General features: G+C 60.4%; 24 protein-coding genes. 9 read left to right on the top strand and 15 right to left on the bottom strand.

The features are described from left to right. Nucleotides 1-150 precede the first annotated feature (150 nt). The 3 genes from I3J13_RS16775 to I3J13_RS16765 are packed head-to-tail and all read left to right on the top strand — an operon-like array spanning nt 151 to nt 3,274. A complete protein-coding gene (locus I3J13_RS16775; RefSeq protein ID WP_059760871.1) occupies nt 151-759 on the top strand; it encodes a DUF6656 family protein in 609 nt (202 codons plus the stop codon). A gap of 53 nt (nt 760-812) precedes the next feature. Continuing rightward, nucleotides 813-1,790, top strand: coding sequence for an L-threonylcarbamoyladenylate synthase (locus tag I3J13_RS16770; protein WP_196379551.1), 978 nt, complete (start codon nt 813-815; stop codon nt 1,788-1,790). A gap of 50 nt (nt 1,791-1,840) precedes the next feature. Then, nucleotides 1,841-3,274, top strand: a complete 1,434-nt coding sequence (locus tag I3J13_RS16765; RefSeq protein ID WP_196379506.1) for an FAD-binding oxidoreductase — start codon at nt 1,841-1,843, stop codon at nt 3,272-3,274. A 13-nt stretch (nt 3,275-3,287) separates the two neighbouring features. Here the strand turns inward: I3J13_RS16765 and I3J13_RS16760 are convergent, their stop codons facing one another. Continuing rightward, entirely contained in the window at nt 3,288-3,806 is a 519-nt protein-coding gene (locus I3J13_RS16760) for a glycosyltransferase family protein (protein WP_003521054.1), read from the bottom strand. A gap of 290 nt (nt 3,807-4,096) precedes the next feature. On the opposite strand from I3J13_RS16760, the gene I3J13_RS16755 reads away from it, so the two are divergent. Both I3J13_RS16755 and I3J13_RS16750 read left to right on the top strand, forming a co-directional pair. After that, a complete protein-coding gene (locus I3J13_RS16755) occupies nt 4,097-5,254 on the top strand; it encodes a PA0069 family radical SAM protein (protein WP_020810756.1) in 1,158 nt (385 codons plus the stop codon). A gap of 336 nt (nt 5,255-5,590) precedes the next feature. Further along, nucleotides 5,591-6,244 carry a ribonuclease HII gene (locus I3J13_RS16750; RefSeq protein ID WP_031233992.1) on the top strand — a complete coding sequence of 218 codons (654 nt, stop codon included), beginning with the start codon at nt 5,591-5,593 and terminating at the stop codon, nt 6,242-6,244. Nucleotides 6,245-6,387: 143 nt separating this feature from the next. Here the strand turns inward: I3J13_RS16750 and I3J13_RS16745 are convergent, their stop codons facing one another. The 13 genes from I3J13_RS16745 to I3J13_RS16685 all read right to left on the bottom strand — a co-directional run bounded on the left by I3J13_RS16745 (nt 6,388) and on the right by I3J13_RS16685 (nt 20,166). Then, on the bottom strand, nt 6,388-7,683 hold the full coding sequence (locus tag I3J13_RS16745) for a hypothetical protein (RefSeq protein WP_196379505.1): 1,296 nt from the start codon (nt 7,681-7,683) through the stop codon (nt 6,388-6,390). A gap of 368 nt (nt 7,684-8,051) precedes the next feature. Beyond that, nucleotides 8,052-8,537, bottom strand: coding sequence for a F0F1 ATP synthase subunit B (locus I3J13_RS16740; protein ID WP_020810758.1), 486 nt, complete (start codon nt 8,535-8,537; stop codon nt 8,052-8,054). 1 nt (nt 8,538) lies between these two features. Next, complete coding sequence (locus I3J13_RS16735; RefSeq protein WP_059760786.1) at nt 8,539-9,180, bottom strand: F0F1 ATP synthase subunit B; 642 nt, start codon at nt 9,178-9,180, stop codon at nt 8,539-8,541. Nucleotides 9,181-9,259: 79 nt separating this feature from the next. Further along, complete coding sequence (locus tag I3J13_RS16730; RefSeq protein WP_003494147.1) at nt 9,260-9,487, bottom strand: F0F1 ATP synthase subunit C; 228 nt, start codon at nt 9,485-9,487, stop codon at nt 9,260-9,262. Between the two features lie 72 nt (nt 9,488-9,559). Continuing rightward, nucleotides 9,560-10,309, bottom strand: a complete 750-nt coding sequence (locus tag I3J13_RS16725) for a F0F1 ATP synthase subunit A (protein ID WP_003521045.1) — start codon at nt 10,307-10,309, stop codon at nt 9,560-9,562. A 60-nt stretch (nt 10,310-10,369) separates the two neighbouring features. Beyond that, complete coding sequence (locus tag I3J13_RS16720) at nt 10,370-10,735, bottom strand: AtpZ/AtpI family protein (protein WP_035261818.1); 366 nt, start codon at nt 10,733-10,735, stop codon at nt 10,370-10,372. Nucleotides 10,736-11,005: 270 nt separating this feature from the next. Further along, a complete protein-coding gene (locus tag I3J13_RS16715; RefSeq protein ID WP_196379504.1) occupies nt 11,006-12,169 on the bottom strand; it encodes a cell wall hydrolase in 1,164 nt (387 codons plus the stop codon). A gap of 367 nt (nt 12,170-12,536) precedes the next feature. After that, on the bottom strand, nt 12,537-14,456 hold the full coding sequence (locus I3J13_RS16710) for a potassium transporter Kup (RefSeq protein ID WP_020809266.1): 1,920 nt from the start codon (nt 14,454-14,456) through the stop codon (nt 12,537-12,539). A gap of 15 nt (nt 14,457-14,471) precedes the next feature. Further along, entirely contained in the window at nt 14,472-15,449 is a 978-nt protein-coding gene (locus I3J13_RS16705) for a magnesium transporter CorA family protein (protein WP_059760778.1), read from the bottom strand. A 340-nt stretch (nt 15,450-15,789) separates the two neighbouring features. Next, nucleotides 15,790-16,923: an Mrp/NBP35 family ATP-binding protein gene (locus I3J13_RS16700; RefSeq protein WP_196379503.1), complete on the bottom strand. Its 1,134-nt coding sequence runs from the start codon at nt 16,921-16,923 to the stop codon at nt 15,790-15,792. 119 nt (nt 16,924-17,042) lie between these two features. After that, nucleotides 17,043-18,266: a CmpA/NrtA family ABC transporter substrate-binding protein gene (locus I3J13_RS16695; RefSeq protein WP_196379502.1), complete on the bottom strand. Its 1,224-nt coding sequence runs from the start codon at nt 18,264-18,266 to the stop codon at nt 17,043-17,045. A gap of 78 nt (nt 18,267-18,344) precedes the next feature. Beyond that, complete coding sequence (locus I3J13_RS16690; RefSeq protein ID WP_020809269.1) at nt 18,345-19,085, bottom strand: helix-turn-helix transcriptional regulator; 741 nt, start codon at nt 19,083-19,085, stop codon at nt 18,345-18,347. A 211-nt stretch (nt 19,086-19,296) separates the two neighbouring features. Beyond that, nucleotides 19,297-20,166, bottom strand: coding sequence for an IclR family transcriptional regulator (locus I3J13_RS16685; protein WP_196379501.1), 870 nt, complete (start codon nt 20,164-20,166; stop codon nt 19,297-19,299). Nucleotides 20,167-20,238: 72 nt separating this feature from the next. On the opposite strand from I3J13_RS16685, the gene I3J13_RS16680 reads away from it, so the two are divergent. The 4 genes from I3J13_RS16680 to I3J13_RS16665 are packed head-to-tail and all read left to right on the top strand — an operon-like array spanning nt 20,239 to nt 23,472. After that, nucleotides 20,239-21,021, top strand: a complete 783-nt coding sequence (locus tag I3J13_RS16680; protein WP_196379500.1) for an SDR family NAD(P)-dependent oxidoreductase — start codon at nt 20,239-20,241, stop codon at nt 21,019-21,021. Next, on the top strand, nt 21,021-21,935 hold the full coding sequence (locus tag I3J13_RS16675) for a 2-dehydro-3-deoxygalactonokinase (RefSeq protein WP_196379499.1): 915 nt from the start codon (nt 21,021-21,023) through the stop codon (nt 21,933-21,935). The genes I3J13_RS16680 and I3J13_RS16675 overlap by 1 nt, the downstream gene beginning before the upstream one ends. A gap of 15 nt (nt 21,936-21,950) precedes the next feature. Next, nucleotides 21,951-22,580: a 2-dehydro-3-deoxy-6-phosphogalactonate aldolase gene (locus I3J13_RS16670; RefSeq protein WP_003521032.1), complete on the top strand. Its 630-nt coding sequence runs from the start codon at nt 21,951-21,953 to the stop codon at nt 22,578-22,580. Nucleotides 22,581-22,584: 4 nt separating this feature from the next. Further along, nucleotides 22,585-23,472: an SMP-30/gluconolactonase/LRE family protein gene (locus I3J13_RS16665; protein WP_196379498.1), complete on the top strand. Its 888-nt coding sequence runs from the start codon at nt 22,585-22,587 to the stop codon at nt 23,470-23,472. Nucleotides 23,473-23,691: 219 nt separating this feature from the next. On the opposite strand, the gene I3J13_RS16660 is transcribed toward I3J13_RS16665, so the two are convergent. Beyond that, a complete protein-coding gene (locus I3J13_RS16660; protein ID WP_003521030.1) occupies nt 23,692-25,044 on the bottom strand; it encodes a putative bifunctional diguanylate cyclase/phosphodiesterase in 1,353 nt (450 codons plus the stop codon). Between the last annotated feature and the right edge of the window lie 26 nt (nt 25,045-25,070).

Raw genomic sequence — 25,070 nt, 5'->3', positions numbered from 1 at the left:
GCTATTCAATGACGGAAATGACGTCGCAATATGACGCATGATGGCGCGCATCCTGCTCCCCACCCATTAAAAAACGGGGGGTGCGGCGCAACGGAGTATTAACGCGCCCTAAATTATCTTGCCGGATCGACAGCAACGAGGGTGTTCCCGGTGGAGAAGGCGACACGCATACGCTATTTCGATGCGAGCAGGCATTCGCTCACACCGATACGCTCGAAGACCGCGCATTCCGATTTCCTGCGGACAGGGCGTATCAGCCGTTATGAAGAACGATGGCTGCCGAAAGAACGCGTCTATTACAGCCATGACGAAGTGGCTGCGCTGACCGGGCGAAAGCTGGAAGCTGCCGCCGATGCCACCCACAGCCGTCTGAACGGCTTTCACCAGTCCATCCGTTTTCCGAAGATGGTTTTTCACCATCTGCTCAATGACCGGCCGCATCTCGGCTATTGTCACGTCACGGCGGCGAAAACCAGCTTCGACGCCGAGCGCCATGTGCTCTGGTCCTTCTATTTCGCGAATTTCTTCGCCGAGCTGAGCGGGGCTGAAAACTTCTTCGAAAATATCGATGCGCGCTATTCGCGGATGTACTTCGCCGTCGCCATCAACGCGCTTCCCGATCAGGAACTCGCCGTCGATACCTCCGTCCATCGCGGCGGCCTGCTGTTCCAGACCCACGATCCGCGGGTGGCGCTGAAAAACGTGCTCATGCTCGGCGCGCGGTCCGAGGAGATGCGCAGGATCATCAAGGCGATATAAAACTTTCCATAAGCCTCTGAAATACGCTATTGACCGCCCTGAAAGGCAGCATCATGGCGCGTCATATCGATATAGACAAAGAGCGGGAAACGGCCCTGCAGGTATCCGTGGCGGAGCTTGCCGCCGGCCAGCCCATCGCCCTGCCGACGGAAACCGTCTATGGCCTTGCCGCCGACGCCACCAATCCGGCGGCGATTACCCGCATTTACGAGACAAAAGGCCGGCCGCAGTTCAACCCCCTGATCTGCCACATGGCCGATATCGCCATGGCCGAACGTTACGCCGTCTTCGACCCCATATCGCTGAAGCTGGCAGAAGCCTTCTGGCCCGGCCCGCTGACGCTGGTGCTGCCGCTGAAACCGGCAAGCGACATTCATTCGCTGGCGACAGCCGGTCTCGATACGGTCGGCATTCGTGTGCCGCAGGGTTTTGCCGGCGATCTGATCCGCCGCTTCGGCAGGCCGCTCGCCGCCCCCAGCGCCAATAGTTCCGGCAAGATCAGCCCGACAAGTGCGACCCATGTGGAGGCGGATCTCGGCCAGAAGATCAATCTCATTCTCGATGGCGGGGCGGCCGCTGTCGGCGTCGAATCCACCATCGTCAAGGTGGAAGAGGATGGCCGGGTGCGGCTGCTTCGTCCCGGCGGCATCGTCACCGCGGACATAGAACGCATTGCCGGCAAACGGCTTGAACGGCCGAAAAAAGCCGCCGCCGCCATTGAAGCGCCGGGAATGCTGGCCTCGCATTACGCGCCGGGTGCGGCCGTGCGCCTTCACGCCACATCGGTTCTGCCGGGCGAAGCGCTGATCCGCTTCGGCGGCATCGCCATTGCCGGCGAAGAGACGGCGCGCACCGTGCTCGATCTCAGCCCCTCCGGCGATCTTTCCGAGGCCGCTGCCAATCTGTTCGATTATCTCAAAGCCGCCGATGCGAGCGGCGCAGACATGATCGCCATCACCGCCATTCCCACCCACGGTCTCGGAGAGGCGATCAACGACCGCCTTTCCCGCGCCGCCGCGCCGCGAGGCTGACGACACCCAATCCTTTCGCCCATGTTTCAAAAGACAGCGAGACGCCACCCATGACGACCACCGCCATCCCCTCCTCCGACATCCTCGACCGCTTTGCCGCCATTGTCGGCGAAAAGAACGCGGTCCGCGACCCGGCGGAAATGGCGCCGCGTCTGGTGGAAAATCGCGGACTTTATCGCGGCGCCTCGCCGCTGCTCATCAAGCCCGGTTCGGTCGAAGAGGTTGCCGCCATCCTGAAGCTCGCCAGCGAAACCGGCACCGCCATCGTACCGCAGACCGGCAATACCGGCCTCGTGGGCGGCCAGACACCGCGCGCCGAAGGAACGGACATCATCCTGTCGCTGGAGCGCATGAACCGCGTTCGCGATATCGATCCGGTCGCCAATATCATCGTCGCCGATGCCGGCTGCATTCTCGATGACATCCACAAGGCTGCCGATTCCGTGGAGCGCATGTTCCCGCTGTCGCTCGGCTCGCAGGGTTCCTGCCGCATCGGCGGCAATCTCGCCACCAATGCCGGCGGCACGGCGGTGCTCGCTTATGGCAATATGCGCCAGCTTTGCCTTGGGCTGGAAGTGGTGCTGCCGACCGGCGAAATCTGGAACGGGCTGCGCCGGCTGAAAAAGGACAATACGGGTTACGATCTGCGCGATCTCTTCATCGGTTCCGAAGGCACGCTTGGCATCATCACCGGCGCGGTGCTGAAGCTCTTCCCGAAACCGCTCGGCCATCAGGTGGCCTTTGCCGGGCTCACCTCCACCGAGGATGCGCTGAAGCTGTTCGAGATGGCCTCCAATCTCTGCGGCACGGCGCTCACCGGTTTCGAACTCATGCCACGAATCGGCGTCGAATTCACCGCCCGGCATATTCCCGGCGTGCGCGATCCCCTGGAACAGCCGCATGATTGGTACGCGCTCATCGATATTTCCACCTCCGACTCGGCCGAAACGGCAGATAGCATGATGCAATCGCTGCTGGAGCGCGGTTTTGAGGCCGGGCTGGTTCAGGATGCGGTGATCGCCGCGTCCGAAGCGCAGCGGCAGGCTCTCTGGCACATGCGCGAAAGCATGTCGGAGGCGCAGAAACCCGAAGGCGGCTCCATCAAGCACGATGTTTCCGTTCCGGTGTCGAAAATACCGGAATTCATGGCGACGGCGGAAAAGGCGGTTCTTGCCGCCATACCCGGCGCCCGCGTCTGCGCCTTCGGGCATCTGGGCGACGGCAATATTCACTACAATATTTCCCAGCCGGTGGGTGCCGACAAGGCCGAATTCATTGGCCGCTGGCGGGACATGAACGAGATCGTGCATGGCATCGTGCTGTCGCTCGGCGGGTCCATTTCGGCCGAACACGGCATCGGGCAGTTGAAGCGCGACGAACTGGCCGCCATCCGCCCCGGCATCGAAATGGAACTGATGCGGCGCATCAAGCACGCTTTCGACCCCGCCGGCATCATGAACCCCGGCAAGGTTCTGGCCGGGTAAAGCGGCCCCGAGGTTAGGCCGAGGCTCGCAGCGCCCAGGCGGGCACCATTTCCGCATTCAGCCGGCGCGGTTTTTGCGCGCCGACAAATTGCGTCAGGCTCATGCCCGATTTCGCAATCGACACGGCATGCTTCTTTGGCAGAAGATATCCGTGTTCCAATGGCGGAATACGCCGCAGCATACGGCTGAAGACATTGCGCCGGTGATAGCGCGAGGGCGAGAAACGGGCCGGCTGCGCGCAGATCGCCACATATTCGAGAATCTCGTCGATCCAGCCCGCCTGCGGGCGCGCGCCCGGCTCGATCAGAAGCAGCCAGCCGCCGCGTGCGGACTTCACCACGTCCTCGATGTCCCACTGCCCATAAAAACGGCAGCCGGCGGCATCGGCGACGCGCGACGATCCATCGCGCGAACCGTGATCGAGAATCACAACATCGCTTACAAGCCCTTCCACGGCCCCGGTTACAAGCGCAGACAATGTGTGCGCCAGTTCCGGCTCGTGATCCCGGCATTCCATTATGACTGTCAACATCTGCATAGCTCTAACGCATCGCACAATAAATTGCCACTATGCTCATCGCTGTAAAATCCAAGGCTGTCCATGCCCACCGACCGCACAGTCTCCAGATGTGGCCGTGCCTGTCGCGGCCACTCATCCATCTCTGGAGAACGAGCCGAATTTGCAATTTTGTTCTTGTATTGTTCTCATTCCTGATGTAGGAATTTAATCATTCGGGAGGCGGTTGAAAGCCTGTCCGGACGGAAACGGTTTAGGGCGTTGAGCGTGCCTTGAGAGGCGTGCGGCGTCCTGGGAGCATCCAGATGAGAAACCATACGCTTTCGGGGCAGGCTGCCTTCCAGCCGAGCCATATGCCGGATATTGCCAATGCGTTGGCCGATGCATCCGGCCTGCGCATCGAGATCGACCGCCGTCGCGGCCGTGGTGCCGGGCTGAACCCGGATGGACGGTTCGAGACCCTGCAGCACGAGGTTTTCGACGATGGCTGGCAGACTCTCGAGGACATGCCGGAGTTTCGCACCGAGGTGCAGGTGGAAAAGCCGCGCAGCATCATCACCCGCAATGAATCGCCCGATATCCCCTTCGACCGTTCCATCAATCCCTATCGCGGCTGCGAACATGGCTGCATCTATTGTTTTGCGCGCCCTACGCACAGCTATATGGGGCTTTCCGCCGGGCTGGATTTCGAAGCCAAGCTCTTCGCCAAGCCGGATGCGGCGAAGCTGCTGGAACGGGAACTGGCTAAGCCGGGCTACAAGCCGCGGGTGATCGCCATCGGCACCAATACCGATCCCTATCAGCCGATCGAGCGCGAATGGCGCATCATGCGGCAGATACTGGAAGTGCTGGCCAAGGCCGATCATCCCGTCGCCATCGTCACCAAATCGGCGCTGATCAAGCGGGATATAGACATTCTGGCGCCCATGGCCAAAAAGGGGCTCGCCAAGGTCGGTATTTCCGTCACCACGCTGGACCGAAAGCTCGCGCGCAACATGGAACCGCGCGCCGCCACGCCAGAGAAGCGACTGGAAGCCGTCAAGGCGCTGACCGAGGCCGGCATTCCCGTAGCCGTTATGATGGCGCCTGTCATCCCGGCGCTCAACGATCATGAGATCGAGCGTATTCTCGAGGCCGGCAAGGCCGCCGGCGCCACCGAAGCGTCTTATGTGCTTTTGCGCCTGCCGCTGGAGGTGAGCCCGCTGTTCCGCGACTGGCTGCTGCGCAACTATCCGGACCGCTACCGTCATGTCATGTCGCTGGTGCGCTCCATGCGCGACGGCAAGGATTATGACGCGGAATTTGGAAAACGCATGAAGGGCGCCGGCCCCTATGCCTGGCAGATCGGCAGGCGTTTCGAGATGGCGACAAAAAGGCTCGGCCTCATCCGTCGCGGCATCCACCTGCGCGACGATCTCTTCGTGCCGCCGGGCGGAGCCGGCGTGCAGTTGTCGCTGCTTTGAAAGACCGATGCTGAAAACAACTCCGCCTGATCGAAGCACCATACGGAACGTGCGGCGATATCAGGCAGAATATGACAGGGAGCGGCGGCCTCTTTTTTAGACCGGCCACACTCCCACGACATGCCCGGCGGGTTTTCCCTGGCCCGCCGGACATCGCCCCCGGAACCGCCGCCTCGCGTGCGATCGTTTTTCCTCCGCCGCCCCGTTGGAGGATCAAAGGTCATGATGACCTTCGGGGCACGGTGAGCCACGCCCCTTGACCCCGGCTCACCATGCCTGTCATCGCCCGCTTCCGGGGGCTTGCAGGAGATCGGGTGTGTGTGCCAGTTTCGCCGCATGAAACGCACGGCCACACCCGATTCTCCTGCTCTTTTTGATCTTGCCGATACCGGCCCGGATTTTTCCTTCGAACTGGAAGCGAAAAAGAAGGGCCTCTGGCCCGTGGCCGGCACGGATGAGGCAGGCCGGGGACCTCTGGCCGGACCGGTGGTTGCGGCAGCGGTCATTCTCGATCCGGACAATATTCCCAAGGGGATGGACGATTCCAAGAAGCTGACGAAGCAGAAGCGGGAAAGCCTGTTCGTACAGATCATGGAAACCTCGATCGTATCCGTCGCCTCTTCCGGCCCCGGCCTGATCGACAGCATGAATATCCTGCGCGCCAGCCTCGACGCCATGCGCCGCGCCGTGCTCGGTCTCGAAATTTCCCCTGCCCTCGTTTTGGCCGACGGCCGCGACCGCCCGCCCGGCATCGCCTGCGAAGCCAAAGCCGTCATCAAGGGCGATTCCCGCTCCCTCTCCATCGCCGCCGCCTCGATCATCGCCAAGGTGACCCGCGACCGGATGATGGAACGCGCGGGTGTGGTGCACACATCCTACGGTTTTGAAGGCCATGCCGGTTACGGCACGCCGGCCCACCTGCGCGCCATCGAAAGCCACGGGCCTTGCCCGCTGCACCGGATGAGCTTCAGGCCGCTGAAGCGGGATTGATTTCGGCAACGTTATAGAGAAAAGCTCTTATTCGCTGAGATTCACTGGCGTTATCGAAGCCGTCCGTCTTAGCGATAGCCCTTTCACCAACTTATCTTAAAACGAGTTGAGGTCGGGTATGAGCAATCTCGCGGCAATCTTGCTCAAACATTCCGCTTATCGATCGTACGCTCGTGCATTAAATCAAACATGCATCCCTGCTGGACCTGCCAAGTGCCTTCATCGGTAGGCATTGCAATCTGGCCATCGACTGTGTGATTGAAAGCCAAGACTAGAAATTCACCGCTAACATCACCTTTCTGATTCCGGCCATTCATTCGAATGCGTGCTTCCGCTCGAGCAACTGTTGTCTGCGACACTGAGATAATCTCAAATTCAATGAGCTTTATATGCTCCTCATCTGCACGCATACGACCTGCGAGATGTGCGTGCTTCTGCCGTGTCATATTGACCGCTCGTTTTGCCATGATGCCGAAGTTCCGATTCTGCCAGCCAGTGAGAAACTCTCGGAACGCAATGGGAGGCTCGTCATCTGCCAATCCCGCTAAGAACGGCCCTTCCCAGCGGCGAGGGACAAACGCTTCGATAGCTACCTTGTCCGCCCTGTTCTTCTCCAGTGATGCGGAGATATCAGCCCACTTGATGGATCGTCGCTCCTCGTCTTTGGCCCGTCGTGCCTCCTCGTCTTGTTTGTCCGCAGCCCAGTCCACCAGCGCAATCATTAGCATCCATGCTTTTCCGCAGACCGCACGGTTTGCATAGCCCAGAGAACGGCCGTGAAGGATGCCATGCCGGAGCGGTAAAGAAAGCATATCGTCGCTCGACTTGCGCACCCCTTTTGTAATCCGTGCAATTGCCGCAGGAAGCGATGACGGGTGGGCTACTAAGGAATCGAACACGCTCAGGTCCGCGTTCTTCTCGAACGGTGAGGTTCCGAGTACGTCCGACGCGAAACCGTCGCAAGCGATCAGGATTAGTGGAACCGCTGACCAGTACCGACCTTCTGTGGTCAGCGTCAGTGCTTCGCGTAACTGATGCCACCGACCGCTGACGCCCCCGAACCTTTTGCTGCGGTTGATGGCAAAAAGATCAATCGTCTCGCGGTCAAGTACCCAGTCGAGTATAATCTCTTCCCCGGCATCCGTGTCGCCCTCTTCATGCTTTTTCAAAGCAGCACGCATAGCATCCACCGACATTGATGACGTCGCAAGCCAGCCCCGTCCTGAGAATGCGGCATTGAATCTGTCGGGAAGATGAAGGATGTCCGATTGGGCAAGAAACTGATCCGCGCTATCCACGATCTTCCTCGTCTTTTCTCCACCAAGCCCCACTTTGAGCGCTAGGTTTGCTAGGTGGCGAACCATTCGCGCAACAGACAGCGCAGTTGAAAGCTCCCGTACTGATGGGAGATCGACAATTCCTCTGTCCTTCTTCTTCATCCTAACCCGTTGTGCACCATCCAAGTTATCTCGTCGTATAGCAGAATGACGGCATTGCAACTAGCAGTAACCAAGAGCAGCCTCGTTCGTCTCGGTGATTTCGTCACCAATGGAAGCTCAGCCATGTTTGATTTGGCGCAAAGTAGCAACGAAATTGGATATCAGGCATTGATAAAGCTTACGCCGAAGCGATGCCAAGCCCCCTGACCTCGTGGCTCGACCCAACCGGGCCGGTCGGTGGTAATTTTTGCAGCGGATTCGCATTTCCGACGGCTAATCTTGCCACATCCCGAACCAGCTTCACCACCTCAAACAAAAAACCCCTCACGGCTCGTGCCGGAGGGGCTTTAAACAGTCCGAGATAAATCTCAGTTCAGCTTCGACTTCACTTCGCCAATCGTGGCGGTAAAAAGCTTGGCCTTTGCGGCGGCGGTGGTCTTTTCGGCAATGAGCTTCTCGGAAGCGGCAATGGCGATATCCACGGCGGCGGCGCGGACGGCGCCGATGGCGTCGTCTTCGGCCTGCTTGATCTTCTGTTCCGAAAGGGCCGTGCGGCGGGCGACGAATTCTTCCGTCTTCTGCTTGGCTTCTTCCGTCAGGGCTGCGGCCTCGCGCTCGGCGGCGGCAACGATACCTGCGGCTTCGGCCTCGGCTTCCTTACGCTTGCGCTGATATTCGGCCAGCAGGTGCTGGGCCTCTTCGCGCAGGCGCTTGGCTTCGGCCAGCTCGTCCTGAATGTTCTGGGCGCGCTCGTCCAGAGACTTGGCGAGCATGCCGGGAACCTTGAGATAGGCAACCAGAACGAAGAAGAGGACGAGACCGACGAGAGCGAAAAATGATGCATCAAATGCCATATCAGGCTCCCTTCACGTTCGAAGCGGCGGCAATCGCTGCCTTGACGTCCGTGTCCTTGACCTTGGCGCCGACCAGCTGGTCGACAATCGCGGTCGCGGTTTCTTCGGCGATTGCGCCGACATCGGCGAATGCCTGTTCCTTGATGCCCGCAATGCGCTTTTCGGCGGCGGCAAGCTTTTCGGCAAGACCGGCTTCGATAGCGGCGCGGTCGGCATCGGCCTTCGCCTTTGCGGCGTCACGGGCCGCAGCGCCGATGGAGCCTGCCTTGGCGCGGGCTGCCGCGAGTTCTTTTTCATAGGTTTCGACGGCAGCGTCGGCTTCGCTTTTCAGCCGTGCCGCTTCATCGAGATCCTGTGCGATGCGTCCGTGACGGTTTTCGAGAATGCCGCCGACGCGCGGAACGATGACCTTCTGCATGAGCAGGTAGAAAAGGCCGAACGTGATCGCCAGCCAGAGAACCTGCGATGCATAAGTAGACTGGTCGAACGGCGGGAATACGCCGGAAGCGCCGTGTTCGGCGCCGTGCGCCACACCGGTTTCCGTGTGCGTGGCTTCCGGTTGCGGCTGGCCGACAGCCGGAGTTTCCGTATGCGTTTCACCTACGGTCGGTGCTGACTGGGCATAAGCCTCGGTCACGAACATGCTCACCTCCAGGGGTACTGCAAATGCGAAGGATCACGGCACGCCATTTGCGGGCCGTGATCCAGACCTGATGCCGATATTAAACAGCGAACAGGAGAAGGAGAGCAACGAGCAGCGAGAAGATGCCCAGAGCTTCCGTAACGGCGAAGCCGAATACCAGACGGCCGAACTGGCTGTCGGCAGCAGAGGGGTTGCGCAGTGCGCCGGACAGGTAATCACCGAAGATACGGCCGAGTGCGAGGGACGTACCAGCCATGCCGAGGCATGCGAGACCTGCGCCGATGTACTTTGCTGCTTCCGCTTCCATGTGAGACTCCTTGAGATATTGGTTGTTGCGGCTGTTTTTGACGCCCGTTGCCGGGGCCAGCGACTTTACTTCTCAGTGACCACCATGCACGGCGTCGTTCAGGTACATGCAAGTCAGTACCGCGAAGACATAAGCCTGCAGGAAGGCAACGAGAAATTCGAGAGCGGTCATCGCGACCGTCATGATGAGAGGCAGGACAGCACCGCCGACACCGAGCGCGCCGAGCGCGCTCATGGAGGCGACGAAGCCTGCGAAAACCTTGAGCGTGATGTGGCCGGCCAGCATGTTCGCGAAGAGACGAACCGAAAGGCTGATCGGGCGCGACAGGAACGAGATCATTTCAATCGACGCCACAAGCGGCAGAAGCGCCTTGGGCACGCCCGAGGGGGCGAAGATGCCGAAGAAATGTAGGCCATGCTTCCAGAAACCGTAAACCAGGACCGTGCCGATGACGAGGCAGGCGAGCGCGAAGGTGACGATGATCTGGCTGGTGACCGTGAAGAAATACGGGAACATGCCGAGAAGGTTCGCCGTCAGCACGAACATGAACAGCGAGAATACGAATGGGAAGAACACCATGCCCTTCTTGCCGGCGCCTTCGCGCAGCATGGAGGCGATGAATTCATAGGACATTTCAGCGACGGACTGCATGCGGGTCGGGATCAGACCGCGGTTCGACGTTGCGAAATAAAGGAAACCGGAAGCCGCAGCCACGGTCGCGACCATGAAGAGCGACGCATTGGTGAAGGAAAAATCGACGCCGCCAATTTCGATCGGAATGATCGGCTGCACCAAGAACTGATGGGTCGGATCGTTTGCCACCGGCTGCCCTCTTTACCTGTCGCCGCCTGTCGCGGCATCTCAACTGCAAGAAAAAACAGCTTAAACGCCGCCTTTTCCACCCTCGTCTCGCCTGTCTGCCTTTTCCAGCAGCGGCGGCTTGGCCACCGCGCCCGTCGAGCGCAACACATTCAATACGCCTGCGCAGAAACCGAGAAGAAGAAGAACGATCATCCCCCACGGCGTCGTGCCGGCAAAATAGTCCAGAAGATAACCCAGCATAGCGCCGACCACGATGGCCGAAATGAACTCCGATGAGAGCTTAACCGCCATCGCAAAGCCCTTCCGGCTTTCCGCAGCGTTGGTCTCCGCCCTCACTTCCGCCTCATCCTCCGCCTTCACCTTCGCCAACTCATCAGCAAGGCGCTTGCGGCGCTCGTCCAGACTATCGTCACGGTTGCCAGTCATCTTAAAATCCCACCCATTTTCTCCGTTCCAGCCATGCCAGAACCCTTTGGAGTTGTAAACGGTGACGGATTAAGCCTGTTCCAGCCCGCTCTGAAGTCGCGCGCAACATAGTTTTAGGGGCTTCTCTAGTCAAGGCACTGGCGACGGTTGTTGCAGCACAAATTAATCATGCAAAAACAACAGCTTGACCTCAAATCGCCGTTTGACCGCGATGTTTCGCAAAGGAATCGGCATTTTTGACACGCAAAATGCGACAAATCGGCGGTGGTATCAGCTCCAGCCGCCACCATAGGTACGGTAAAAGACGTGCAATCCGATTCTGCCGACCTTCTTCATCGTGCGGCCCCAGGCGGGACGCACATAAACGGCGTGATAATGGGTTGCCGAACCCACTTCCTTCATCCAGATTTTGCCGGCGGTGGTGGCCATGGCCACTTCGCGCGCCATTTTCCAGTGGCGTTCGGAATTCACCCGGTCCTTGATATTGTCGCAGGCGAAGGAAAACTGGCAGCGGTTACGCCAGTCCTTGTTCTGATAAACGACGCCGCAGATGGTTTTCGGATAGGCGGGATTGCGCACGCGGTTGAGAATAACCTGCGCCACCGCCGCCTGCCCCTTCACCGATTCTCCGCGCGCCTCGAAATAGATGCCGGAGGCGAGGCATTGCTGTTCGGCTGCGGAAAACACGGTGGCGGGCAGCGGGGTGGCCGCCCAGGCGTGGTCGTCCTCGGCGATCTGCGGCACGAAACGGCCGGCCTCGGGCTTTTTGAGAATGGCGTCGAAGGGCGACTCGCGGGCGAAATCCGGTTCGGCCGGCGCATAGGCCGTGGCGAGAATATCCGGCGTGCGATTGGTGATGAGTTCGGCCAGCATCGGCGAGACGCTTCTGTCCGCCTTCTTTTCCTCACGACGGAAATAGAAGGAGGCGAGTTCCACATCCTTGCCGCGCTTCGGCTTGACGAAAGCGGTGCGGTCCTTGCGCTTCAGCGGCTCGATATCCAGCATGCTGGTGCGCTGCAGAACGGAACCGGCGGTGAAGGCCTTGGGCGGCTGCATGATTTCGGTGGCGACGATACGGCCCTTCTTGGCGGCGCGGTTGACGCGCTCGCTGTCGGGCGTCGTTGCCTCGCCCTTCTTGTTGGTGACGAAGGCGACCTTGCTGCCATTGGGCAGGGTCATGCCGCCGCCCTGCAGCGCCGCCTCCCCTGCGGCATCGTTGAAGGTGAGCGAGGCATTGTGCACCGAGCCCGCCGGAGAGGCTGTCAGCACCATGCGCCATTGCTCGCCGCCATTATCAAGACCGGCCAGAAGCGAGGCCAGATCCGCGCGCGCAGCGAGGGAGGGAAAAACGAGCCAGGCGGCAAGGCCGAAGACGACGGGCGAGGTCCATTTTGACGCCCACCCCTGAATGGACACGGGGGACCGACGACGCATTACTCTTTTCGAACGCAAAACCAGCACTCCGAACACCGACAACCATATTTGCTACAGGTGTTCGAGAATCTCTTATTAACCTTGATGCTTGGTTAACGCCGCGCGCGGACGCGGCTTCACGTTAATGTGTAACCATCCTCTAATGCGCGTGGCGTGGAGCCGAGTTCGCATGTGCCGATCATAACTGTCCCGCAGGGCATCTCCACATCCGTCATTCCGGCCTCGAGCCGGAATCCAGCCGACGCGCGTCGGCGCGGCGTAAAGACTCCTTTCAGCCCAAGGACTTGGGCTGGCTGGATACCGGCTCAAGGCCGGTATGACGGAAAGAAGGAGATCGCCCAGCTATATTGAGGGCATGCCCACTTCGTCAGACGACGACGTGCGAACCCAGTTCTACCACGCGGTTGGCCGGCAGGCGGAAATAATCGGACGGATCGGCGGCGGTTTCGGCAAGCGCGATGAACAGGCGGTTCTGCCAGCCCGGCATGCCCGATTTCGGATCCGGCACCAGCTTGCGGCGGCCGAGATAAAACGAGGTCGACATGATGTCGAACTTGTAGCCGGTGCGCCGGAGATAGCCCAGCGCCTGGGTGACGTTCTGGGTTTCCATGAAGCCGAAATGCAGCTCGACCACGACAAAGCGCTCGCTCATCTTCGTCAGCGTATAACGATCTGCGGGATGAACGCGGGGCTGGTCTTCGGTGCGGATCGTCAGGATGACGTTCTTGTCGTGAAGGACGTGGTTATGCTTGAGATTGTGCAGCAGTGCGGCTGGCGCCGCTTCCGGATCGCCGGTGAGGAAGATGGCCGTGCCGGGCACGCGCACCGGCGCATGGGCGCTTTCCTTTTCCACCGAGGCGATGAAAGCCTTCAGCGGCACATCGATACGGCGGGTCTTGGCGAAGAGGATTCTCGAACCGCGCTGCCAGGTGGTCATGATGACGGTGAAGGCGATTGCCAGCAGCACCGGCACATAACCGCCATCGTGAATCTTCAGGAGGTTCGCACCGAGGAAGATCAGCTCCAGCGCCAGAAGCGGGGCCAGCACGGCAATGGCCAGCCAGACCGACCACTGCCAGCGCTTGCGCACGAATTCGAAGAACATCAGGCTGGTGACGACCATCGCGCCGGTGACGGAAATACCGTAGGCGGTGGCCAGCGCATCCGAACTCTTGAAGGTGAGCACCAGCGCCACGACGCCGAACAGCAGGATGGTGTTGACGGCCGGCAGGTAAATCTGCCCCGTATTGGTTTCCGAGGTGAAGAGGATTTCCATGCGCGGCAGGTAGCCGAGATGGATCGCCTGACGCACGAGCGAAAACGCGCCTGTTATGACCGCCTGGCTGGCGATGATGGTGGCGGCGGTCGCCAGAATGACGGCCGGCAGGATCGCCCATTGCGGGAACATCAGGTAGAAGGGATTGGACATCGCCGCAGGGTCTTTCAGCACCAGCGCCCCCTGCCCGAGATAATTCAGCGTCAATGCCGGGAAAACCAGACAGAACCACGCCCACTGGATGGGACGGCGGCCGAAATGGCCGAGATCGGCGTAAAGCGCTTCCGCCCCGGTGATCGTCAGGAAAACCGCGCCAAGCACAACGATGCCGTAGAAGCCTTCACTGGCCAGAAACTCCACCGCATGCCACGGGTTGAAGGCGAAGAGGATGCTGAAATCATCGGCGATATGAAGGAGACCGGCCAGACCCATGACGATGAACCAGACGGCGGTGATCGGCCCGAAGAATTTCGCCACCGTGCCCGTGCCGTGGGACTGGATGGCGAAGAGGCCGATGAGAATGCCGACGGAGATCGGGATGATGAAGGCGTCCATTTCCGGCGTGACGAGCTTCAGGCCCTCCACCGCCGAAAGCACCGATAGCGCCGGGGTAATCATGGCATCGCCCAGAAACAGCGCCGCGCCGATGAGGCCGAGCACAATGAGAACGCCGCGATGGGTGCCCGCCGTTTTCATCAGCAGCGCCAGCAGCGACAACGTGCCGCCCTCGCCGTCATTGTCGGCGCGCAGCAGCAGGGTAATGTATTTGAAGGTGACGATGATGGTCAAAGACCAGATCATCAGCGATGTGAGGCCGATGACTTCTTCCTGCGTCACGCCGTCATAGGCGATGGGCCGCAGGGCCTCGCGGAAGGCGTAGAGCGGGCTGGTGCCGATATCGCCATAGACGACGCCGATGGAACCAAGGATCGCGGCGTAAAGCCCCTTGTTCTTGTGCTCGTCATCCGCATCCGGTTTCTCGGCAACATCCTTGTCAGCGATCTGGGACATGATGATCCTGGCTCCTCAGAGCCAGCCCTTCCAACGAAAAAAGAGAAACGGGATGATGGCGGACATCAGCATGATGACGAGCGCGAGCGGATAACCGAATGTCCAGTTCAACTCCGGCATGAGCTGAAAGTTCATTCCATAGACAGAGGCCACCAGCGTCGGCGGCAGGAACACCACCGAAGCGATGGAAAAAATCTTGATGATGCCGTTCTGCTCGATGTTGATGATACCAAGCGAGGCGTCCAGCAGGAAGGTCAGATTGCCGGAAACGAAGGAGGCATGTTCGTTCAGCGATTGAATATCGCGGCCGATCGACTTGCCCTGCTCCCGCGCGCCCTTGTCTTCGCGCACCTGATCGCTGGTGGACAGAAAGGTCTGAAGACGCGCCAGAGATGCAAGGCTCACGCGGACCTTCGATATCAGCCGGTGATAGGCGGCGATGTTGCCGAGGCGGTCTTCGAGATAGCGCGGCGCCTTGCGTTTGGAACGAGCCTGGCTGCCGAGAATGTCGGCGGCGAGATTGTCGATCCCCGTAACCGAGTTTTCGAGAATTTCCGCCGTGCGGTCGACGATGGTTTCCAGCAGCTTCAGGAGCAGCGCCGCGCCGCTGCGCATCTCGTGCGGAACGCGGGTGATGGCGGCAATGAAGAGATGGAAGGATTTCGGCTCGGCGTAACGGATCGTCACCAGACGCTTGCCGGCAAGGATGAAGGCGACGTCGGTGAGACGGGGATCGTCCGAATCCGCCTTCCACACCAGGGAGGCGGTCATGAAGACATTGCCGTCTTCCATATAAAGCCGGCTGGAAGGTTCGATATCCTTCAGATCTTCGCGGGTGGGCAGATCGAGCCCCAGCAGCTTTTCCACATGCTGCTCTTCCGCCCTGTCCGGATTGACGAGATCGATCCAGACGATGTCGTCGGGAATCTGTCCGGAGCCGTCGTCTGACGACAGGCTGATCGCCTCGCAATTGGCGCGATAGGCTTTTATCAATCCGTTTCTCCGCTCCACATTGCAGGCTTCAGCCGCAATGCTGCTTAACATATCCTGTTTGCGCTCGGCAAACCCTTGGACGACACTTCAGGGAACGCCGGAACGAGCGGGATTTTCACAATCTCGCCAGCCCGATGGACCAAGAGCCAAACGGCGCAGGCGTATGCGCCCAAAGCGAGATGCAATCAAGCAATATTTTTTCTCGACAGCATTGCAGGCGAAGCATTTCTGCAGTTCAAATCCGGAAATCCTGCGCGATACTGGCGATTAATCTTCTGTTTTCAAAGGATTATTCAAAGCGGGCAGACACCTGACCGATTTTGCGTCCGTGATTGCCGCGCTATTCGAAAACGATCTTCGGCGCCGCTTTTCTCTCGCCCGCACCGATGCGCGCCCAGACTTTTTCGGCAATATCGCGATAGATCGCGGCCTGCGGGCCATTGGGCTCGGCGGCGACGACCGGCGTTCCGGCGTCCGACATTTCGCGGATGGAGATGGTGAGCGGCACTTCGCCGAGGAAGGGCACGCCGATCCTTTCAGCCTCCGCCTTCGCGCCGCCATGGCCGAAAATATCGTAGCGCGCGCCGGTATCGGGCGCGATGAAATAGCTCATATTCTCGATGACGCCGAGGAGCGGAACCTCCACCTTGCGGAACATGGTGATGCCCTTGCGTGCGTCGATCAGCGCCAGATCCTGCGGCGTGGAAACGATGACGGCGCCGGCGAGCGGCACCTGCTGGGCGATGGTAAGCTGCGCATCGCCCGTGCCGGGCGGCATGTCCAGCACCAGCACATCCAGTTCGCCCCAGGCCACCTCGCGCAGCATCTGCATCAGGGCGGACTGCACCATCGGCCCGCGCCAGATCATCGCGGCTTCCTCATCCACCAGAAAGCCCATGGACATGACCTTCAGCCCGTAGTTTTCCATGGGAAGGATGATGCGGTCTTCCTGCTGCTGCGGGCGGCCGGAAATTTTCAGCAGTCGCGGCAACGAGGGGCCATAAATATCGGCATCGAGCATACCGACCTTGAGGCCGAGCGACTGGAGGCCGAGCGCCAGATTGACCGCGGTGGTCGACTTGCCCACCCCGCCCTTGCCCGAGGCGACGGCGATGATGGCCCGCACACCCGGGACGCCCACCTTTGACGAGCCGGGCTGTTGGGCCGGCCGGCCGGTTGCAGCGGCGGGGCGCGCGGCGGGTGCGGGTTGCTGCTGGCCGGGCTTGCGGTCGGCCGTCAGCGCCACGACCGCGCCGACGATACCTTCCACGCTTTTGGCCGCCTGTTCGGCGGCAAGCCGCAGCGGCTCCATCTCCGCAGCCTTGTCGGCCGGGACAGTGATCGAGAAATAGGCCTTCGCATCGGCGATGAAGATTTCCGAGACCATGCCGAGTGCGACGATGCTCTTGCCGCTGCCGGGATAGATCACCGTTTCCAGCGCCTTTTCCACCTGGCTTCTGCTGACCTCTGCCATATTCCTGCTCCGCTTCTTCATCCGACCGGGTATTGCGTGCCATCCATAGACAAGCCGGAGCGCTTCGCCAATGCCAAAGCGCGACAGTCAGGCATTCGCGACGATTTAACGCTGCGGTTTCAGATTTCGTCGTCCATCTCGAGCGTTTCCGGATCGAAAACATGGCCGTCGAAAAAACAGTCGGGGCCGAGCACCAGACCCGTGCGGGATGCGCCGACATGAACAGGTTCGCGCAGCGTGCCCTCGAGTTTCAGATTAGCACCCGGCACCGGCACGAAAAGCGGCTTCATCGCCTTGCGGAAAATATCCGGCCGGTAGGCGTTACGGGCCGCCTCCACCATGGCGGGATCGAACCGGTAATCGGCGGAAACCTCGCCCCAGCGCAACATCTGGCTGAAGAACCACAGGGCCTGGCTCTGCCATGGAAAATTGGCGGCCTTGGCGCTGGTCACGAAAAACTCCTGAAAACGCTGCATGTCCTTCTGCGAGGTGGAAATATAGCCCGTCAGCGCCGGCAGCAGGAATTCGCCGTTCTCATCCATATATTGAGGGGCGGCGAGGATGCCGGCCAGTTCCTCGATATTGGCGGCATTGGCGCACCATTCGCCGGCGCGGTAAAGGGCGCGCAACAGCCCTTCAAGAAGGGCGGGGTTCTCCTCCGCCCAGCGCTTCTTCGTAGCCAGTATCTTTTCCGGCGCATTGTGCCAAATCAACGCCCCGGTGGTGACGATCCGGCCAGCGCCGCCGAGCACCACGGCGCTGCCCGCCGGTTCGGCGGTACAGAGCGCATCGACCTTGCCGCTTTCCAGGAGCGCCGGCATCGCCTTCGGCAGGGCCTCGACGATTTCCATATCCCGGCCGAGCAGCACGCCGCAGCTTCCGAGCAGGTAACGCAGCGCATAAAACGGCGTCGAGACGATATCCTCGACCGCAAAGACCGGCGGATTTCCGCCCGCCGCCCGGCGCGCGGCGCAGACACGGGCCATGGCGCGTCCAAAAGCCGCCGGGTCCGGCAGCTTCAGCCCTTCGCGGTAGAGTTCGTCATAAAATCCGTGAGAAACGGTCGTCGCCGATCCACCGAGGGAAAGCGTGAAAACGCCGACAATATCGGCCGGCAGATCGTCGAGGCCGACAGCGGAGCCGACGGGAACCGGAGCGGGCAGATGCGCGACGTGAACGCCATCCTCGCCAAGCGCCGCAAGCACGGCGCGGGCGGACTGTTTTCGGAAAAGTTGGAGTTCTATGCCTTCATCGGCAGCAAAGCCTTTTTCGGCAGCGGCTATCAGCACGGCGCAATCGATAGTCGGAGAAAATCCTGCTTTTACCTTATGCCGTTCCGGCAAACGATTTCTCCTTTCCGGTGATTCGAAAAGAGGATCGCCCAGGAAGCGGTTTATCACAATGATAAAATTAAGATTTCGCTATTTTATCAGGCCGACCCGCAGCGCTTTTGCGACGGCCTGGGTGCGGTTGACCGTGTCGAGTTTTTTCGTCGCGCGGTTCAGGTAATGATTGATGGTATGTTCCGACAACATCATGATTTCAGCGATTTCGGCGCTGGTCTTGCCGGCGGCGGTCCAGTTCAGGCAGTCGATCTCGCGCTCGCTCAAGGTTTCGGGAACCCTGAGATCGAGGCGACGGATTTCAGACAGCCGGGCAAAGACATGGCTGGAAATGTAAAAAAGCTCCGCAAGCCGGCTGGCGGGCACGGCCGTCTTGTTGCCGGAAAAGGATACCGCGCCCCGTCGCATGGTGATGTCGTGAACGGGAAACCAGACCGAATTGATCATCTCGAAACGTTCGAAAAGGTTGATCACGGTTTTCTTGGCGATTTCTCCGTCGCCTCTGACCAGAAAATCCATGGAGACGGAAAAGGGGACGGTCGATTTTTTCAACTGCGCCATCACCCGGCTGGTCTGGAGCATGCCCTCTTCATCGTAACGCTGCAGAAGCTCGGCCGGCCAGCTGGTGATGATCGTATATTGCGACAGTTCGCTCGCCACTTCCGAAGACAGGTCAAGCACCATGAAAGCCTTGAATTCCCAGGCCTCCGTCAGCCGTTTCAAAAACCGGAATATATCGAATTGCGTGTTGAGATCGGCGATCTCGCGAACGCAATCAACACCAATCGACTGAACGGCGGCCGTCTCTGTTTTCTGCATCAAAGCTGTTCTTCGAGAATGAGAAAATGCCGCCGCAAAGGCCCGCCCTTGCCCGGAAATTGTTGCGGATGTTACTCACCAAAACGATTCATGCAAACAAAAGTTGAAAACTTAATTCAGAATAGTCGAAAATAATATCGAACGCATCTGAATGGGTGCATGGCCGGCGGTTCCGCACGGGAAAATCCAGGGACTGCGAGCGCTGTTTTCTTCAACCATCCGCAACCGGGGATAATCTGCAGGCAAGGTCGTCGGAAATCCTGTCGGCGGTCTCGCGCACCAGGGGGGCCCATTTACGAAGCTGTTCCACATCCACGCGATAGGCCGGACCGGTGACGGAAATCGCCGCTCGAAAATTGCGGCCGGGCGCCCGGACCGGCGCGGCGACGCAGTGAATTCCGATCTCGTGCTCCTGAAGGTCGAAACCGTAGCCGTTGTCGCGAATGGTCGCCACCTCCGCCATCAGCGCTTCCGTCGTCGTGACCGTGCTTTCCGTGAAGCGATGAAAATCCAGTTCCGCAGCCAGCTGTGCCAGATCGTCGGCGGAGAGCAGCGACAGCGCCGCCTTGCCCACGCCGGTGCAATAGGCTGGCGAGGTTTTGCCGACCTGCGAATGCATGCGCAATGTGTGCCGGCCCTCCATCTTGTCGAGATAGGTAACCTGTCTGCCGTTCAGCACGGCGAGATGCACTGACTCCTGCGTCACCTCCTGCAAGGCCGCCAGATGGGGGGCCGCGACGCTGCGCAGGTCGTTGCCGCTCCAGGCTTTCGCGGCCAGTTGCAGCAGCCTCAGCCCCACGGCATAGGTCTGATCGGCAGCGTGATCGACAAGGCCTTCGGCGACAAGATGGGCGAGCTGACGGTGAACCGTGCCGCGCGGCTGGCCGCAGGCTTCGACCACATCGGTAAAGCGCAGCGGTTTTTCAGCAAAGGCGATCAACTCAAGCAGCGAGACAGCCTTGCCGAGCGTGCCCGTCTCAACTCCGGTTTTCCGTTGCGTCACCGGAACCGCATCAGGCTTTTGCCCATTGGGCTTTTTATTATCGGGCATGGCAACATCCACCATCATCTGCCTTGACATAAGCGTGACGCCAAGAGAATAATTCCATTTAGTAAAATCTAGTTCCAAATAATGGAACAATCAAGCCATTCAATGGATGAGATGATGCCGATGACGCAAGCCCAATTTCCGGACCTCAAGGATGCGGGCGTGCTCGTCACCGGCGGCGGTTCCGGCATCGGGGCATCGCTGGTGGAAGCCTTTGCGATGCAGGGCGCGCAGGTTTCGTTCATCGATATCGCCGAAGAGCCGAGCCTGGCGCTCGTCAAGCGGCTTGCAACGACGACGCCGCATCCGGTCCACTTCTTCAAGACCGACCTTCGCGATATTGCGGCGATCGGCAAGACGGTGGAGGCGGCGGCTTCCGCCACCGGCGGCATCAAGGTACTGGTCAACAACGCCGCCTGGGACGACCGCCACGACATAGACACGGTGACGGAAGCCTATTGGGACGCCAATCAGGCGGTCAATCTCAAGCAGATGTTCTTCACGGTTCAGGCAGCCCTGCCCTATCTGCGGCAGGCGAAGGACGCCTCCATCGTCAATTTCTCGTCCATCTCGTTTCTGCTCAACATGGGCGAGTTGCCCTCCTATGCGGCGGCCAAGGCCGGCATCATCGGGCTGACGAAAAGCCTTGCCGGACGGCTGGGGCCGGAAAATATCCGCGTCAACACGCTGCTGCCCGGCATGATCGTGACGGAGCGGCAGAAGGAACTATGGCTGACGGATGAGGGCATTGCTGCCACCACCGCGCGGCAATGTCTGAAACGCACGCTCGTCGCCGCCGATCTGGCGGGCCCGTGCCTGTTTCTCGCATCATCGGCATCGGGCGCCATCACGGCGCAATCCATAATCGTAGACGGAGGCCTCCTATAATGTCCGAACCCGCTTTCATCGCCGTCGACTGGGGCACGACCAGTTTCCGGCTCTGGCTCATGAGCCGATCGGGCGCGGTGCTGGCGGAGCGCAGAAGCACGGAAGGCATGACCACCGCCATGCGAACCGGTTTTGCCGATGTGCTGCAATCGCATCTCGACGCCATCCGCGCGCCGGAAGGTTTGCCGGTTCTCGTCTGCGGCATGGCAGGCGCGCGGCAGGGCTGGGTCGAGGCGGGTTACATCGACGTGCCGACATCGCTTTCGGCGGTTCTCGATGGGGCGGTTCGCGTGCCGGGCCAGGCGCGGGATGTGCGGATTCTGCCGGGGCTGGCGCAACGGGATCAAAACGCGCCCGACGTCATGCGCGGCGAGGAAACGCAGTTGCTTGGCGCTCTCGCTTCCTCGGACGCCGGTGAAAAACTCGTCTGCATGCCCGGCACCCATTCCAAATGGGTGACCGTGAAGGATGGCGGCGTGACCGGTTTCGCCACGTTCATGACCGGCGAACTCTTCGAAGTCGTCTCGAAACAGACGATCCTTTCCCATGCCGTGGCCGAGGCGGAAGCCTTTACCGGCGAGCATGAGGCTTTCACGGCGGCGGTGCGCGACATCTATGCCAATCCGCAGCTTGCGACCAATCGCTTTTTCACCCTTCGCTCCGGCCAGTTGCTGCACGGCCTCACCGCCACCGACGCCAAGGCCAAGCTTTCCGGCATCATGATCGGGCTGGAAATCGCCGGCGCGCATTCCACCGCCCGGCGCGAGACGCCGGTGGTGTTGATCGGTTCCGGTGCGCTCGGCGCGCTTTACGAAGGCGCCTTCACCGCCCTTGATATCCACTATACGGTCATCGATGCAGACGAGGCCGTGCGGCGCGGATTGCTGGCCGCTGCAAATGCCATCTGGCCATAAGAAGAAAGATCGACCATGCGTATTCCCTTCCCTTCCATCAAATATCCGCTGATCGCCATCCTGCGCGGTCTGAAGCCCGAGGAAACCGAGGGCGTCGTCGGCGCGCTGATCGAAACCGGCTTCCGCGCCATTGAAATCCCGCTCAACTCGCCCGATCCGTTCCGCTCCATCGAGATCGCCGCGAAGATGGCGCCCGCCGATTGCCTGATCGGCGCGGGCACCGTGCTCAGCGTGGAAGACGTGGCCTCGCTGGATGCGGCCGGCGGCAAGCTGATGGTGAGCCCCAATGCCGATGCCGATGTGATCGTTGCCGCGCGCGTCAAGGGCATGGTGACGATGCCGGGTGTTCTCACCCCCACCGAGGCGCTGGTGGCCGCAAAGGCCGGCGCGACGGGTCTCAAATTCTTTCCCGCCAGCATCATCGGCCCCGCCGGCATCAATGCGATCCGGACGATCCTGCCGAAGGATCTGGTGATCGCCGCCGTCGGCGGCGTCTCGGACAAGAATTTCGCCGAATATACCTCGGCCGGTATCGTGGCTTTCGGGCTTGGCACCAGCCTTTACAAGCCGGGCATGACGGCAGCGGAGGTGCGCGAACGCGCCACTGTCACACTTTCAGCCTATGATGCAGCCATCGGAGGATAAGAGCTTGGCGACTGTTTTTCCCTTTGCCGGACGTGTTCTGGACGAGACGCCGATGCTGCTCGGCGAAGGCCCGACCTTCGATCCTGCGACCGGCACCGCCTGGTGGTTCAATATTCTCGAGCGGGAACTGCATGAGCTGCACCTCGCCTCCGGCCGCAAGACCGTGCACGCTTTGCCCTTCATGGGCAGTGCACTCGCCAAGGTCAGCGACAGCAAGCAGCTGATCGCCTCCGATGACGGGCTTTTCCTGCGCGACACGGCAACCGGCGTGCTGACCCTGCATGCGGAGCTGGAAAAGGACTTACCCGGCAACCGCTCCAATGACGGGCGCATGCACCCCTCAGGCGCGCTGTGGATCGGCACCATGGGCCGCAAGGCGGAGACCGGTGCGGGCAGCATCTATCATGTCGCGAAGGGCACCGTGACAAAGCTGTTTGCCGAGATCAGCATTCCGAATTCGATCTGCTTTTCGCCCGATGGCGCGACGGGATATTACGTCGATACCAAGGTGAACAAGCTGATGCGGGTGCCGCTCGATGCGGAGACCGGCCTTCCCGCAGGCAAGGCTGAAGTCTTCATCGATTCCACCGGTATCAAAGGCGGCATCGACGGGTCGGTCTGCGATGCCGAAGGGCATATCTGGAATGCCCGCTGGGGCGTAGGCGCTGTGGATCGTTACGACACGGACGGCAATCACATTGCCCGATATGAGGTGCCCGGCGGACAGACGACCTGCCCGGCCTTCATCGGCCCCGACGCATCGCGCCTTCTCGTCACCTCGGCGCGCGAACATCTCGACGACGACGCCATTGCCGCCAATCCGCAGCACGGGTTGACGTTCGAGCTGGGGGTTGAGGTGAAGGGTCGGTTCGAGCCGCTTTACAGGCTCTAAGGCGCGGGTTCGGAAAAACAGCGCCTGGAACGCTCAATGTAATGGCGTTCCAGAACCCCTCATTCCTGTGCTTTTCACAGGAATCCAGTCAGCCCAAGTCCTTGGGCTGGAAGGAGTCGTTTCGCCGCGCAGACGCGCGTCGGCTGGATTCCTGTGACAAGCACAGGAATGAGGGTTGGGGGCTGGTGAGTTCGACCCCGCCCTATAGTCACCCGGTTTTCAGGAAATATCCGACAATATCTCGCGGTAATTCTCGTGCAGATACCGCTGGGTCGCGGCGGCATCGGCGGGGCGGCCGTAGAAATAGCCCTGCCCCATGGCGCAGCCGAGTGCGCGCAGCTTTTCCTCTTCCGCCCGTTCTTCGATCCCCTCGGCCACGACTTCGAGATCGAGCCCTTCGCACATGGCGACGATGGCCTTGATGATATGTTCGGAAGGGCGGTCGCTGCTGATGCGCGACACGAAGGCGCGGTCGATCTTCACCTTGTCGAAGGTGAAATCGCGCAGACGGCCGAGGCTCGACTGGCCGGTGCCGAAATCGTCCAGCGAAATGCGAACGCCGGCGCTCTGCAACTCGCTGATGATGCGCTGAGCGGTATCGGCGGAAGTCATCACAGCCGTTTCGGTGATTTCAAGCTCCAGCCGATGCGGGTCGAGGCCGACACGCGAGAGGATGGAGAGAATATTGTCCGCCGTGCTGGGGTCCATCAATTGCGCGGAAGAGAGGTTGAAGGACAGGAAAAGCTCACGCGGCCAGAACAGGGCCGCTTCCGCCGCCTTTCGGAGCAAAGCTTCTGACAGCGCATCGATGAAACCGCGCTCTTCGGCCAGCGGCACGAAAACGGCGGGCGATACGAAACCGAGGTCCGGATCGTTCCAGCGGGCCAGCGCCTCGAAACCGATGACCTTCGCCTCTTCCAGCCTGACGATGGGCTGGAAATGCACGTCGATGGCATCGGTGATGATGGCGTTTCTGAGCGCCTGTTCCAGTTGCGTGGCGCGCTTCATTTCCTGCGCGATTTCGCGCGAATAGACCGTGATCTGGCCGCGGCCACGTCTCTTGGAGCGATAGAGCGCCGTCTCGGCGCTTTTCAGCAAATCCTCGAATTCATCGCCGGCGAAGGGATAGATGGCGAAACCGAAGGAAGAAGACAGGCGAACGTTACGGTCGCCGAGATCGTAAGGGGCCGAAAGCACGTCCTTGATCATGTTGCCGATGCGCTCGGCACCGGTGCGCTCGAACACCAGCGGCAGCACGAAGGCGAATTCGTCGCCGTCATGGCGCGTCACGACCGCGCCATCGGGAATGCAGGCCTTCAGCCGGTGCGCGACCTGGCAGAGGATTTCATCGCCCGCCTGCACACCGAACAGATCATTGATGGGTTTGAAGCCGTCTATATTGGCGATGCCGACCGTAAAGGGCGCCGGATCGCTGGAGCGCTCGCTGGCAAGCATGCGAATCTTGTCCCGCAGACGGTAGCGGTTGCCGAGCCCCGTCAGCGGGTCGCTGTAGGCCATCGCCTGCAGCTCGTTCTGGCTGACCTGCAACGTTTGCGGCTCTGCCCGTTTCATTCCTGCATCTCGTGAATCCTGTGTCG

The sequence above is a fragment of the Agrobacterium leguminum genome, from assembly GCF_015704895.1.
In the GTDB taxonomy this organism is placed as follows: domain Bacteria; phylum Pseudomonadota; class Alphaproteobacteria; order Rhizobiales; family Rhizobiaceae; genus Agrobacterium; species Agrobacterium leguminum.
This window is presented reverse-complemented; position numbering and strand designations above follow the sequence as displayed.